19 protein-coding genes are annotated in these 12,592 nt (G+C 57.1%); 1 reads left to right on the plus strand and 18 read right to left on the minus strand.

The genetic code is table 11. The features are described from left to right. Window positions 1-4 precede the first annotated feature (4 nt). The 11 genes from VQ067_RS31620 to VQ067_RS31670 form a co-directional block, all read right to left on the minus strand. A complete protein-coding gene (locus VQ067_RS31620) occupies window positions 5-616 on the minus strand; it encodes a hypothetical protein (protein ID WP_010792741.1) in 612 nt (203 codons plus the stop codon). 61 nt (window positions 617-677) lie between these two features. Next, window positions 678-1,259 (minus strand): hypothetical protein, encoded by a 582-nt coding sequence (locus VQ067_RS31625; RefSeq protein WP_010792742.1) that lies wholly within the window; start codon window positions 1,257-1,259, stop codon window positions 678-680. A gap of 3 nt (window positions 1,260-1,262) precedes the next feature. Next, window positions 1,263-2,012: a hypothetical protein gene (locus VQ067_RS31630; protein ID WP_010792743.1), complete on the minus strand. Its 750-nt coding sequence runs from the start codon at window positions 2,010-2,012 to the stop codon at window positions 1,263-1,265. 94 nt (window positions 2,013-2,106) lie between these two features. Continuing rightward, on the minus strand, window positions 2,107-2,508 hold the full coding sequence (locus VQ067_RS31635; RefSeq protein WP_010792744.1) for a hypothetical protein: 402 nt from the start codon (window positions 2,506-2,508) through the stop codon (window positions 2,107-2,109). Window positions 2,509-2,523: 15 nt separating this feature from the next. Continuing rightward, complete coding sequence (locus VQ067_RS31640) at window positions 2,524-2,814, minus strand: hypothetical protein (RefSeq protein ID WP_019484842.1); 291 nt, start codon at window positions 2,812-2,814, stop codon at window positions 2,524-2,526. Between the two features lie 65 nt (window positions 2,815-2,879). Continuing rightward, entirely contained in the window at window positions 2,880-3,119 is a 240-nt protein-coding gene (locus VQ067_RS31645; protein ID WP_010792746.1) for a hypothetical protein, read from the minus strand. Next, window positions 3,116-3,712, minus strand: coding sequence for a hypothetical protein (locus VQ067_RS31650; RefSeq protein ID WP_010792747.1), 597 nt, complete (start codon window positions 3,710-3,712; stop codon window positions 3,116-3,118). The genes VQ067_RS31645 and VQ067_RS31650 overlap by 4 nt, the downstream gene beginning before the upstream one ends. A 319-nt stretch (window positions 3,713-4,031) precedes the next feature. Then, complete coding sequence (locus tag VQ067_RS31655) at window positions 4,032-4,235, minus strand: hypothetical protein (protein WP_010792749.1); 204 nt, start codon at window positions 4,233-4,235, stop codon at window positions 4,032-4,034. Next, entirely contained in the window at window positions 4,232-4,582 is a 351-nt protein-coding gene (locus tag VQ067_RS31660) for a hypothetical protein (RefSeq protein ID WP_010792750.1), read from the minus strand. The genes VQ067_RS31655 and VQ067_RS31660 overlap by 4 nt, the downstream gene beginning before the upstream one ends. Window positions 4,583-4,587: 5 nt before the next feature. Beyond that, the gene (locus tag VQ067_RS31665) at window positions 4,588-4,779 is read right to left on the minus strand and encodes a hypothetical protein (protein ID WP_010792751.1); all 192 of its coding nucleotides are present in this window, start codon (window positions 4,777-4,779) and stop codon (window positions 4,588-4,590) included. Window positions 4,780-4,798: 19 nt separating this feature from the next. Continuing rightward, the gene (locus VQ067_RS31670) at window positions 4,799-5,434 is read right to left on the minus strand and encodes an HD domain-containing protein (protein WP_225317817.1); all 636 of its coding nucleotides are present in this window, start codon (window positions 5,432-5,434) and stop codon (window positions 4,799-4,801) included. A gap of 203 nt (window positions 5,435-5,637) precedes the next feature. On the opposite strand from VQ067_RS31670, the gene VQ067_RS31675 reads away from it, so the two are divergent. Next, a complete protein-coding gene (locus tag VQ067_RS31675) occupies window positions 5,638-6,036 on the plus strand; it encodes a hypothetical protein (RefSeq protein ID WP_021018458.1) in 399 nt (132 codons plus the stop codon). A gap of 50 nt (window positions 6,037-6,086) precedes the next feature. Here the strand turns inward: VQ067_RS31675 and VQ067_RS31680 are convergent, their stop codons facing one another. The 7 genes from VQ067_RS31680 to VQ067_RS31710 form a co-directional block, all read right to left on the minus strand. Beyond that, on the minus strand, window positions 6,087-7,442 hold the full coding sequence (locus VQ067_RS31680) for an ATP-dependent DNA ligase (protein ID WP_019484834.1): 1,356 nt from the start codon (window positions 7,440-7,442) through the stop codon (window positions 6,087-6,089). Between the two features lie 130 nt (window positions 7,443-7,572). Further along, window positions 7,573-8,541 carry a methyltransferase gene (locus VQ067_RS31685; protein WP_021018460.1) on the minus strand — a complete coding sequence of 323 codons (969 nt, stop codon included), beginning with the start codon at window positions 8,539-8,541 and terminating at the stop codon, window positions 7,573-7,575. A gap of 160 nt (window positions 8,542-8,701) precedes the next feature. Next, the gene (locus VQ067_RS31690) at window positions 8,702-9,415 is read right to left on the minus strand and encodes a hypothetical protein (RefSeq protein ID WP_010792755.1); all 714 of its coding nucleotides are present in this window, start codon (window positions 9,413-9,415) and stop codon (window positions 8,702-8,704) included. 67 nt (window positions 9,416-9,482) lie between these two features. Continuing rightward, entirely contained in the window at window positions 9,483-9,923 is a 441-nt protein-coding gene (locus tag VQ067_RS31695; RefSeq protein WP_010792756.1) for a DUF6283 family protein, read from the minus strand. A 274-nt stretch (window positions 9,924-10,197) separates the two neighbouring features. Next, on the minus strand, window positions 10,198-10,626 hold the full coding sequence (locus VQ067_RS31700; protein ID WP_010792757.1) for a hypothetical protein: 429 nt from the start codon (window positions 10,624-10,626) through the stop codon (window positions 10,198-10,200). 50 nt (window positions 10,627-10,676) lie between these two features. Beyond that, entirely contained in the window at window positions 10,677-11,693 is a 1,017-nt protein-coding gene (gene yejK, locus VQ067_RS31705) for a nucleoid-associated protein YejK (protein ID WP_340080971.1), read from the minus strand. Between the two features lie 87 nt (window positions 11,694-11,780). Then, window positions 11,781-12,512 (minus strand): hypothetical protein, encoded by a 732-nt coding sequence (locus VQ067_RS31710; protein ID WP_340080972.1) that lies wholly within the window; start codon window positions 12,510-12,512, stop codon window positions 11,781-11,783. Between the last annotated feature and the right edge of the window lie 80 nt (window positions 12,513-12,592).

Here is a 12,592-nt window from a genome sequence, read left to right on the forward strand (position 1 = left end):
GGGTTCAGACTGGCGTTTCTTCCTCGCCAGGTACCGGGATCGCGTCGATGTCCCTCGCAGCAAGAATCTGTCCCGATTCATCCATGAGAACTACTTGCGTGGGGGTCACCACAAGGCTGCCTTGTGGAACAGGCCGGTACCACAGGGTATCGTCGGGCGAAATCTTCATGAACCCGTAATGTCTGGGCTCAACCTTAAAGCGCCCACACTCGCTGAGCGTTGGGTCGCGGATCTCGAAGTCATCATGTTCGAAGTACAGGTCGCTGACCTCCCCGTAGGGTCTTAGGCGAATGTCGATGAGCTCAGGCTTGTTCAACTGCCGAACAACCCATCCCTCTCCTTCAAAGTCCCAACCTCGGGGATCTAGGCACCCGATCTCATCAACGTCGATCAGACCATCTTCATGGAGTGGTGCAGAGCAGACTTCACCTCCAACCATGAAGTTGACCTCTTTGAAGTGCGGGCTCTCTGGGCAGCGCAGGATGAGCCCGCGCCCCGGCCGGGCAATCAGAATGGCTTCGTTGCCCTTCCAGTAAGCCCGGAAATCCATGGAATCAGTGGTTAGAGGCGGGACAGAATGTGGTTCGCTGGAGTTGGGAAGTCTGTAGAACGGCATGGTCTAATCCTATTGGTAAGAGGCCAACAGGATCTCCCGCAGCTGCATGTGCCAGAAGCGGCTAGGCCACTCGCTCGAACGGATGTTCTGGGTCGCTTCCAAGTCCATCGTCGCCCACATATTCGGTGCCCATTATCAGCGAATAGGCAAGACGTGCGCGCTCGATCCTAGCGTCGGGCATTTCTAAAGTGTGGCGCTCACCAGTTGGGCTGATCAGCACCAGGGGATGAGCAAACGCTGGTAGACCGTAGCTGTCGGTCATCTCTTCCAGCTTGCCTCGACGCAGCATCCAGCCCTGGAACTGAACGATCCAGCCTTTCTCCCCGGTCTCATAGATCTGGCTGGGAGTGATATCGTCCAGGACGAATTCCCGTCCTAGCTCTACACGGGCAAGAAATTCATCCTTCAAGTCGAGTGAGTCGAACAATGGATGGCTGCTCGCATTGATGCTCTGCCGTCGACAGTAATCCGCAAGTTCCTGAATAGCCTTTCGAGCCAGGTCCAGGGTGGAGTAGTAACCTTGTAGGCGAGGCTCATACAGGCTTCCCGTCCCAAAAAGGTCAGAGTAGATCGCACGGCAGACGCGGAGCTGGGCACTGTGTAGTGCGGCGTTGAGCAACAGCGAAAATAACGGGCTGGGCATGCTTCACACCTCCTGCAGCGGCGTTGCGCAAAGATGAATCGACGTTACCCGATCTGGATAGATCTCTCGAACCTTGCGAACAATGCGCATTGCGCCTTGTGTCGTATCACATCCGTGGAACTGTTCGATTTCCGTGAGGTGGTAAGCGACTCGCTCCCTGCGGGCCTTTTCGCTGGGAGCGCAGGCTCGGATCAGATCGGCGTCATATCTTGCGGAAATGATGTCGTACCAATCCACCAGCTGGAACTCGAAAGCGACATCGACTGCCCTGCCGGTGGGTAGTGCCTCATCCCACGCATCTCTCCTGGTGTCCCACTCAGCTTCGCTGATTGTGTCAGGCCTGTCGGTTGAGTTCTGGTAGTGGTAGTCAGTGAATCCCGCGTCTTCAATCAGGCGAGCGAACGGCGCATGGTTGCGCCAATACGTCAGCATCAGAACATCACCGCGGAACGGCAAAACTGATACCGAACCTATGAAGTCCCAATTCATGGTTTTGATCGTATTGTCCTGATTACGGTAGGCGTCCTCGATCTGGCCTAACACATGGTTTCGGGACCAGCGATTGCGGTCCTCATCGACAAGGCAGTAGTTCTCCGCCAGGTCCCGGCCGAAGGCGAGCTTTCGAGCAATGACGGTAGCCACCGCCTTGCGAGCTTCCTGGATGAAAGCAGGGCGTATCCGTACAAGCTCGGCAAGTGCCTGCTCCAGGGTTGCGCGGCGTTTGATCCGGCCGTGATTGATCTTGGTACTCATGAGGTGACTCCTTCAATCGATGTCCCATGGTGAGGCTGGACGGTGTGTGTCACCAGCCAAGTGGGTGGCCTATATTTCGTGGGCCATCGTCGGCTCAGTTCAGCAGGTGCAGCAGCAGCGAGAACGCCGGCACTCCAAGAACAATCATGAGGATCGTGGTGTACATGGAGGTAAGCCTCCAGATACGGCGGCCGTCCATTGTTGCCAACGCATCACTGCGCTTTCGAAGCCGTGGGGATCGAGCATCCAAGGTGTCGGCTCTCACCATCAGAGCCAGCAGTAGCAAAACCACGTTGTGCATGGCCAACAACACAACACCGAGGATGGGGCTTTGAGCTGCCAGGCCGGCAGAGGCGACGAACGCAAGTAGATGAGGCACGTTGTCGATCAGCTTTGCCAGACCTTTCGCAGGGGTGAATCCGAATCCTCGCTGAGCCGTTCGTTCGGTGCATACCCAACAAGCCAGCGATGCAGACGCCATGAAGATGGTCAGCATGAGCATTTCCTCTTGTCACACCAGTACCAGGACGCGGCCCTGATCGATCGCGAAGTCAACAATCTTGCTCCCTCGGTTACGAAGGGACAGCACACTCCAGGCTTCGGCGTTGGGACGCCCGATGACACGGGCGGGAATGTTCATCGCAATGAACTCCGCGCGTTTGGTTTTGAACGTGGCAAACAGACCAAGATCGCCCTCGCGGCGGATGTTTGAAACAGCAAATTCACGCCGGCCAACAGTGAGGTTCTGGGAATCGCCGATCAGCTCTTCGAGCTGGGATTTGGGCGGAATCGTAGAAATCATTCGAACGTACTCGTATTTGATCAGGTCTATGCTCGGGAGACCGAGCGCGTGCCGGAAGCCGTGAGCTAATCGGCCAGGGCCAGCACGTTGGCTGGCATGGTCTTGAGCAACGACTGCCCACCCTGGTTCTTGCCGTAGTTACAGCGGACAAAGACGCCCTTTGGGGTATCCCAAAAGCGAATGACCTTTGCCTTGTTCCCAGGAATGCTGTCGGCGAAGAAAATCCGGGTTTGCACGGCTAGCCCCCGGCGCAAACGAGCTACATCAAGAGCGGGGAGGTCGAGCGCTGGGTAGAGCGGGATCATTGCTCAGCACCATTTGCGCCGCAGACGAAGTCCTTCCAGGTTGCCCGGGTCAGGCGCTTGAGGTTTGCCGGATGCCCCTCACGGGAGAACGGGTAACGACGGTCCTCTGTCAGTCGATAACGACTGAGGGTAATCGTGTCTTTGCTGGTACTGAGACTGGTGCACCACCACACCTGCAGGTCCTGGAATCGAGGCATCATCAGGTCGGTGTCATCGCCGGGCACCAGCAGTGCGACACCTGGTGCAACCCGATTGTCTTTCAGGACTTCGGAAGTCGATATCGCAACCAGCGGGGCTTTGAATGGTTTGAAGTCGAAGGCCTTTTCCCACAGCCGGCAAAACGTTCCCCCTGCCAGGCATGCGGTGAAGTAGTTGTGGTCCGAGAAGGGGCGGAAAACGCCGACCGAAGTGGTCATCTGCAAACGTTTCATCGGCTCAACGTCATCCAGATCAAAGGCCATCTTGCCCTTGATCGCGATTTCCATCGCTTCATGGAGAAGTTTGGAGCGTTCCCGATCACCGACCGATTTGCCTATACCGTTGAAAGCGGCACGCATAAAGCCGAGGCCGGCGCTGACGGATGTGTTGTTCATGTGACTTCCTCAGTTGAGTGGACTGAGGAAATCTTCAGGGGGCTGACGGTGTGCCAGAACCGGCGCGGGAGAGAATGATCACTGATCTTGCAAGAAATCGATTTGCCGGTTGTTGAGGTCAGTCCTGGGGGCGTTAAGCGGGTGCCCGAGCTGGCGCTTGACCTCAGAGAGCCACGCTTTGTAAGGCCTGTTTGCGCGGTTTCCCCAGGGGTATGCCTCGGCGAGAGCCTTGCGCAATGCAGTCATGTCTTTCCGGCCAACGCGGTTGATGACTTCTGCCACTATCGGTGCCGCTCGATCTGCCCAGGACATGTTCACCTCACCATGCCGTTTTGTCCGCTGGGCGTGCCGCGGACAACTGGATACGGATGTCTTCTGCAAGGCTGATGAGACGGTTCCCTTCACCCTCAAGTTTCTGGGCTACTGCCTGGACCTGCTCAGCGGTGGCCACCTCATCCCTGCAGAATCCCTCATCTAGAAGCCACTGCTGGACCTTGGCGAACCCCTCTATTGAGAGGCTCATGCTACTTTTCCGCCGGCGGCGATGATCGCCTCCTTGATGGCATCCAGCTTGTCCTTCGGTGCCTGGACCGAGAGGAAAACCGTGTCTTGCTTCTTCTTCCAGCGCTTGAAGTAGGTTTCGAAGGAAACGTCGACAGAACCGTCATTCGACTGCACCCACCCAGCCATGATTCGAACCTGGTCCTCTGGCTTGAGGTCTTCGCCGATGGAGAAGGAGTCATTCATGACCTGGCCGTTAACTTCAAGCTCAAGCTCCTCATGCCAGACATCATCTTCACCATTCGGCTTCCAAAACCCGTCGTCGTTGTAGAAGGCCTTGAGTTCCGAGCCAGTCGTTTTGGTCGGCATTGTGATTACTCCGTTACGGACTGGATCGCGCCCAGTCGCTTTTCAATGGAAATTGCCTGCTGCTGGAGATCCAGTCCCTCGAGACCGAGCAGTCCGTTCTTCGCTGAGCCGAGCTTGGTCAGGGCCTCAACCAGCTCTGCAGCCTGGGCCTTGGCTTTCTCTAGGGTCGCCCGGTCCTGGGCGTTCAGCTTGCACATAGTTCACCTCTTGAATGAGCTACTTGGACTGCGGGCCTTCCAGCTCCAACAGTTCGGATTCGATGTTCGACCTTGCAATCGCTTCCCATGCGGCCGAGATTTCAGGGTGGCCGTACAGCGGGTGAGAGCTCAGCAGTCCCCGTAGGACGTCTGCACGTCCGGCACGGAAAAGGTCATCCGGTACCCAGGCAAATTCCTGTTGAACTGCCTGTTGGTAGGATTTATACGCCTGTGGTGGCTGTGCCAGAACCGCCAAATCAATGTCGAGCACCAGGCCGCAATCATCGGCCTGGGAGCCAGTCTGGTGGGTGGTCGCCATGATCATCGCTTCCACAGCTGGGGCGTACTCGGGAACGCCGGCAGCTGTGAGCAAGGCGATGGCGTACTGAGCGCTGCAAGCTTCATTGTCCACTCGGTGCGTGTCGTAGATCACGTCGTGAAGCCACAGCGCCAGTTCAACCAGGTGAGGTTTGTCGGCCAGATGACGCCAAGAGTCGAAGTGTTCAAGGCACGCGGCTATGTGTTCAAGGGTGTGGTAGTGCCGTCCGGGCTCGCTGTATTGCATACAGAGGTAGTCGAAGGCACCTGCAGCAGGTGCTGCGCCAAGCGCGCGCCAGAGCCGATGCCAACGATCTTCAAGCTCGGTGTGATTCAAAGGCATTTCCCTGCTACTCCAGGCGTTGTGTTGACATTGACGGATCATAACCTTGGGCATGGTAGGGAGCTTGCCGTACCGCACACCGTGAATTCTCCACGCCATGGCTAGTGACACCAGCCACGAACGAATTTCACAAACCTACTTTGGCGTGAGCCGCGGGAGCGGTGTTGTTACGGTTGCCCAGATTCTGGGAGAAATCGATGAAAACCGAATTCATGGGGGTGAGCTCCCAAGATTGGAGCGATGTCGTCAAGCAGCAGATCCGGCCGTGGGTTCGAGGAGCTGATGACTGTGTAGTGCAGATGTTGCCGAGCAGAACTCAAAACCGAGTTGGCGAGTTGTACCGCCAGGCGGTAGAGCGATATCCGACGTACGAAATGGTGGTGCTCACCTGCTTTTGCGCTGCCATGCGCAGCGAGTTTGGAGATGAAGAAACCGCGAGCCAAGAGGCGATCGAAGCTTTTCAATATGCCCGGGAGAAGTACGGATACCGTAGTCCTCAAGAAGAGGCTGAGGATCAGGCAGGGGATCGAGAGGAGGGCATTTGCTCGCACGGACTTACCTGGCTGACGTGCCCCTGCGGATGCTTTGAGTTTTAAGAGGCCAATAAGATCGGGCCGCCATTAGGCGGCCCCTTTCGTGTCTGAGATTAGGCAGCCAATCCCAAGGCAGCCATGCGGATAGCGTTTTCGAACTGCTCCTCGATCCGCACCAGATCATCCGCAACCGACTTGTCCAAGCGCTCTTCGACGAAGCGGGGGAGGAAGAGGCTGTATGGTTTGCCTGGCTTCTTCGGACGCATGATCTGGTTGGATCGTACAGTGATGATCATCCCGCGCCACGTATCCCGATTGAGATGGATCTCTTCTCGTTTCTTCTTCTTGAAGCCGCTTACTCCTACAACCAGCTGGCCACAGGAGCTCTTGCAGAGCAGTGACCCGAAGGTCTTTGCGTTTGCTCCTTTACCAGGAAGGAAATCAACCACTTCAAGCTCGCAGGGGGCTTCGAGCTTCAGCTTGACCTGATCCTTGCTGGTACCGTCAAACCAGATAGCCTCGGGCTTCTTGATAATCGTGCCTTCCAGTCCGAGTTCAAGCTGCTCCACATAGTGGTCAATGGCCTCCTTAAAGGAGTACACGATGCGCGTCTCGATCATCGAGATCGCCGAGTGGGCGAGCGCCGTTACGAGATCGGTCAGCTGACCGAAGCGGTCCTTGTATGGGGTGTCGCAGCGCCCACCCTTCTTGACCGAGGCCAGCGGGATCTGATCCCACAATTTGATGATCGGCCGGCAGCCAAGGTCGAACTGGCCGCCCTGGACTACCGAGTTCAGCATGCCGTTGCCGACCTCACGGGGGAGAATCTTGCCGTCGCATTCGACGAGCAGCTCACCATGCGCTTGCCCGGTCGGAAGCTGACGAAGCCCGTCGAGCAGTTCTTGGAACGGTGCTCCAGGGAGAAGGGTGCCAGCGCGCGAGGTGAGGCTGACCTCATTGGCTTCGATCGTCACGTTGACGAACATGCCGTCGGCTTTGACCTGCGAGTAGATACCAGCAGCCCAGTTCCACTCCGAAAGATTGGTGTGGTGAGGGAGGCTGCAGCGCATGTAGCTGAACTCAGGAATAAGCCCGGAACAGACTTTGTTGACGCTGGTTTCGCTGAAGCCGGCGCGCGGGTCCTTGGAAAGGATGCGCCAGAGCAATTCAGAGGACTCTGGGTTCAAGGACGTCAATGCCCGAGTAACCGCCTCCTCAGCGCGGTGTCCGGTGAGGCCTCGGGCGGCCAATTGGTCGAGCATCGACCAGGTTTCCTGGCTGAACTCCTCGGCCCCGAACTGGCTAGCCCGGGCCGGGCGGATGCCAAAAGTGATGAATGGGTTGAGCATGTAGATCAGGACGCGCTGGAAGGCTTCGCTGTCGACGTGGGTCTTCAGTAGCGCCAGCTTGTCGTTAGTGCCAGGGGTATTCGCGATCTGCTCGAGGGCATGGTAGACGGTGGTGCTCATCACGGGCTGATTCTCCAGAGTGGTCTGCCTTAATTGTCCGGATGCTTGGGTTTCATTCCAGCGAAGTCCGGGGACTGATGACCATTCTTAAGGCGCAGGGGGTGTGCCAGAAGCGCCCGGAAAAAGCCCTCTACGCTGCATCAAAAAGGGAGAGCTGGGCAAAGGACTGCGGGTTGGCAGAACCTGTGTCTGGCTTCCTGGAGGCTTTCATTCGGGCCGGTGCAGTTGGTGCTGGCGCTACAGCACGATCGGGCACGGTCGCCAGCGTGGGTTCGCTCTGCGCTGGAGCCGGTGGCGGGATTAGTGCAGGAGGCGCGACTACAGCCTTGGACACGGAATTCTGCTCTGCCTCTGCCGGAGCGGCTGGGATTTCGGCAGGGTCTTGGGTGAAGTCGCACAAGACGATCTCGCAGATCGGACTGACGCCGTGCCATTCGTTCTTGTAGGCGGATGTGTCCAGGCCGCAATTATGGTCGAGCACGATACCGGTCTGACTCATGAACTTCTCACACTCCCGCGTAATCTCGACGCTATAGGAGCGTTGGCCCGAGTACCGGAATGGGGCGGATGTCTGCGGGATGATGAACACGCCGTGATCAGCGATCTTGGATGCGGCTTCGATGAGCTTGTACTCAAAACTTGCCCCTGTGTAGCGACCGTCGAACGCCTGGCCAGTCTTCACAGATCCAAAGGGTGGATTCGAAATCGCAGTACTGAAACGCCCCATATCCGGGATTGAAAACACATCGCTAACGATCCACTCCGCTTCTGGGAGCACTCGCTTCCCAACTTCAGCGTACTCAGGGTTAATCTCGACACACACGATACGCTTTGCACGCTCGCGGCAGGCGAAAGCCAGCCTCCCGATGCCTGCGCAAAGGTCAATCAAGGACTCACACTCCGGGACTTCGATGGAGAAATCGTTGGCCAGTCCCTCTGGCGTGAAGAATGCGCCGGCTAGACCATTCATGTTGGTCGCGGACTCATGGAAATGTTCCAAGATGAAATAGCGGTCCTCGAGACGCAGGCTCTTGTCCGAGTAAACCAGGTCGAGCGCCTGCTTGTGACGCTTCGCCGCTTCTTTGGATAACTTAGCCATTTCATCTCCTCATCGGCTCAGACGGTATGTGTCTGATTCGGGTGTGTATTTGATGAGGGAATTTTCTGACCAGGTAGGTCGTGCCACCATCACCCAGCACAAGGTCTCTATTGAGCACGCTAGAAGCTCGGGTGATGGCGGGTGAGGAGTCAGGGCGCGGTCATGTAGCCACTGACAAGCCAGGGTTCTTCCACTGAACGGCCTTGGGGATCAGGACCTGAAACTCGAAGCCAGGATCGACGGAGAATTTGATAGTGTCGCCGCGGTTTGCTGCCACCTGACGGGCGTACTCCAGAGCTCGATCGAACTCCAAAATGGAGAAGTAGGAGGAATCCTTAATGTTGGCGTTCAAGAAGTCTGTGCAATGGAGGGACGTACCGCCGTGGTTGTTTGACAGGCCGAAGGTCATCACCACATACATGGGTTCTCCGACCGGCAAAAACAGTTGGCCATCGATGATGATCCGATCGCGTGCCCACCTCTCCAGATATTCGTCAATCCCGGCCTTTCCCTGATAGGCGCCGATGTAGATTCCCTGTTCCCAATGGCTCAGCGTGACGCTTTCCGTCACCAGAGAGATCTCAGGCTCTGGCATGCGATGGGTCGCGTTCGGGCCTCCTTCCGCTTTGTTGTCCCGCGCGCCGGCGAAGAGCTTGCAGTTCGTCCAGAGGCAGCCCTCGAAAGTGCGGTATTCCACTGGATCGTGCCCCTGGTCGCTGTTGTTTCGGCTGATGATCGCCACCGGGGCTTGCTCCGGCGGGATTTCCCGAATTTCTACGGTGATCAGTCCGTCGTGCTCGCGGACTGTACGAGGCAGGCGGCAGCGAGGGGGCACGATGCTGTGGTTGTAGCTGTAGGTGAAGGTTACGTTCATCGCATGGCTCCTTATGAGATGGAGCCATGATCAGGGCTGGGCTGGTGTGCCAGAAGCCAGGTCCCGGTCAGGAATAGTTGTTCCTGCAGGGCTTCAAAATCGGATCTTCGGGGTCGACGCCGTTGGCGATGGCCATCTCTGCATAGCTGTCGAACAGATCGACTCCGCCGTCCGAAACCTGGTTCATGTCCAGTTCACCATTGATGAGATTTAACCGAACCGAGAGATTGTGATCGGCCCCCCTGAGGAGGAAGCCCGCGCAGGTAGTTGGCTTCTCCTTCCCGGTGGTATGGCAGCCAAAGGTTCGGTCGCTCATGTCATAGGCGGTTGCCGCGGAAAGTCGGAATGCCTCGGCCGGGAAGACTCCGACGGAATCACGCCTCCATGGGCAATCTTTGCAAGGGACCTTGCAGGCATGTTTGCGCCCGCTCTTGATGGTGACCACCTGGTGGTTCCAGTCAGCCCAGCGAGCATCGAGGACTTCTGGTTTGTTGTTCTTGGTAGTCATTGAAGGTACCGGTTCGGACGGCATGCAGTGATCAGGAGGGCAAGCGCGAGCAGTGCCAGGATAGCTGCCACACCTTGAATTTCAGTGGCAAAGGCTACTGGAAGAGTGTGGGCCAGCCAAGTCATGGCCAGCGCTGCGCAGATGAGGGATGCGAAGAGAGCGATTGGTAGAAGCATGGGCGACTCCCTGTTTGAAAGTCGCCAGTCTCAGGGGGCCGGCTGTGTGCCAGAATCCTCCCGGACAAAGGTCATGCAGTCATCTCTGCCTGGCTTTGCTAAGGGAGCTCCCGATCAGCATATTCTTCTTTGATCTTGTTCCTCATGTCCCGGACGTGAGCGTCAACAGTCGCCTGGTCACCTGCCACGTATGCAGCAGAAATGCTGTCTTTCGGGGCAAACACCATGGCGTCGAGGCCGAACTGGTCTGCAGTGATGTCTACGACGTGGATTCCGCCCTGATATTCGACTTCAACCCAGTAGTGGCCGTGCGGAACCCCATCAATAACCAGGCCACCATCCCTCTTACCGTCACCACCTCGAATAATTGGGTCCAGAGCGGCGAATTTTCGTAGCAGGGCCTCACAGAGGATGGCGGCGTAGAGGCAGGTACCGTTCGTACGCCCATGCCCGAGTGAGGAGTGCAGCATCGACTCGTACGTTGCTCTGACGCCTTTGAGGATCTGGTCCGGTTGCAGACTGGTCACCCACTTCTCCTGTAATGCTGTATTCACGTGGTAAGAGTGGTCGGGGCCGCTTAGGCCCCTTGAGAGTCCTTCCGCTTCGCGAGTTGGTCTTTGAGCTGGCGCGGAATGTTGCGGATGATCAGCATATCCTGCTCTTCATCGTACTCAACCGTCGATCCCAAATGATGGGCTTCGAAGGTGATGGCCAAGCCTTCAGCACGTCCTGTGAAGCGCTGGAACTCCTTCAAAGTCCGCTTGTCCGCAGGAATTTCCGGAGCCAGACCATAGTCCTTGTTCCGGATGTAGTCGTAGAAGGCTTTCGGTCGGTCTTCGTCGATCAGGCTCGAAAGTTCGTCCAGGGTTACCGGTTGCCCGAGTCGCGCTTGGGCGTTGGCGTAATCAACCAGCGTGTCGGTTTTCTCCCTGGCAGCTGCTTCTGGCAGGTCTTCGCTTTCAACGAAGTCGGAGAATGCTTTCAGCAGAGTTCGCGTCTCGCTTGGAGCATCGTGGCCTTCCTCGCAACCGATGAAGGCGCGGAAGTAGTCGAAAGCCTTGCGGCCACCTTTCTTGAGGAAGGAAATGTACTGGCGCGACTTGGGGTTGTTACGCCACTCAGACAGATTGATCCTTGCGGCAAGGTGGAGTTGCCCCACATCGAGATGCTTGATGGCGGCTACCTCGAGGCCTTCGGTCAGCGCGACGCCGTCGCGGTGATGGAGCATTGCGAGCATGAGGTAGTCAGTCATGCCTTGCTGGTAATGCGCCAGCAGGAAATGGCCCCCGACAGTCAGGCTCGATTCTTCCATCAGCCTCACCAAGTGCTCGGCTGCCTGGCGGCTGAAGCTCACGAAATCCTGTCCGCCATCCAGGTACTCGCTCAGCCACCCACTCAGTGGATAGGCCCCCGATTGACCATGGAAAAGCCCCCAACCTTTAGTTGCCTTGGCGTTGTAGGCATCGTTGAGATCGGCAAGCAGGTTATCTGCGGCCTCGTTGTGTTCCAGTTCGGCATCCCGGGAGTGGAGTGCCGCCGGGTTCCCGTCGGGTTTCTTGTCGATGAAATGGACAATGCAATGGCGAATGGGCATGGGGACCTCAGGTCAGACTGATAAGCAGAAAGCGGTTGCCGGCGAGATCCTAACGGGTGAGATCCTGCCGGCAACGGAGGAGGGCGATTAAGCGCAAGCGTCGAACCGGAACTCGCAAACTCGCTTGCGAGTGGTGCGTGCGCTGGGTCGATCGGTGACGAAAGATTCCGTTGGGATGCTGAACAGGCGGAGTTGGTCCCGTTGTTCGTGAACGGTGCAGATACTGCACTGCTCCAGCAGCACGTTGGTCGGCTCAGAATCCCGGTTGAAAACCAGCATGAGCCCCGAGGAGAGAGTTGGGATGTCCGGCGATAGTGAGCAGATACCCCCCTCGAGCTCCAGCATCAGGTCATGGAGTACAGGGGACCGCAGATCGGGGTGAACGATCAGCTGGGTGAAAAGCGTGAAGGTGCCATTACGGCGTGGCCATCCTTGACTGAAGAGTTCCCCGGCTAGGTAAACGTCCTGGCTGATATTGTCCATCGCGATGACCAGATCCAACCCTTTGCAGGTCGTGGCGATGAAATAGCCCTCTGCGCAGAGGAGAGCAGTGCCAGCAGTCTGTTCGGTATCGGTTACCAGAATTTTGAATGCTACTGCTCGGGCGTCTGCGCCGAACTGGTTGTATCCGACACTGATGTAGGCATGCAGGTCCTGGGTGGTACCAGGATTCAGCTTGATCAGCCTGCGTTCCTCGGAATCGAAGATTGCCTGCGGAGAAAATGCCTCCTTCAACTCCTGAACGGCAGTGTCCACCGTACGATCGCCATCCAGCATGTAGGTGTAACCGTCGAGAAGTTCGGGGGTGAATTTGACCATTTGCCTGATTCCTTTTGGCTGGGGGTGGGAAGAGGTTGCGCGATTTGACGGGTGGCACAAAGCCAAAATGGCACGCTGAA

The organism is Pseudomonas sp. KBN12P06040, from assembly GCF_037574965.1.
GTDB classification, from domain to species: domain Bacteria; phylum Pseudomonadota; class Gammaproteobacteria; order Pseudomonadales; family Pseudomonadaceae; genus Pseudomonas; species Pseudomonas aeruginosa.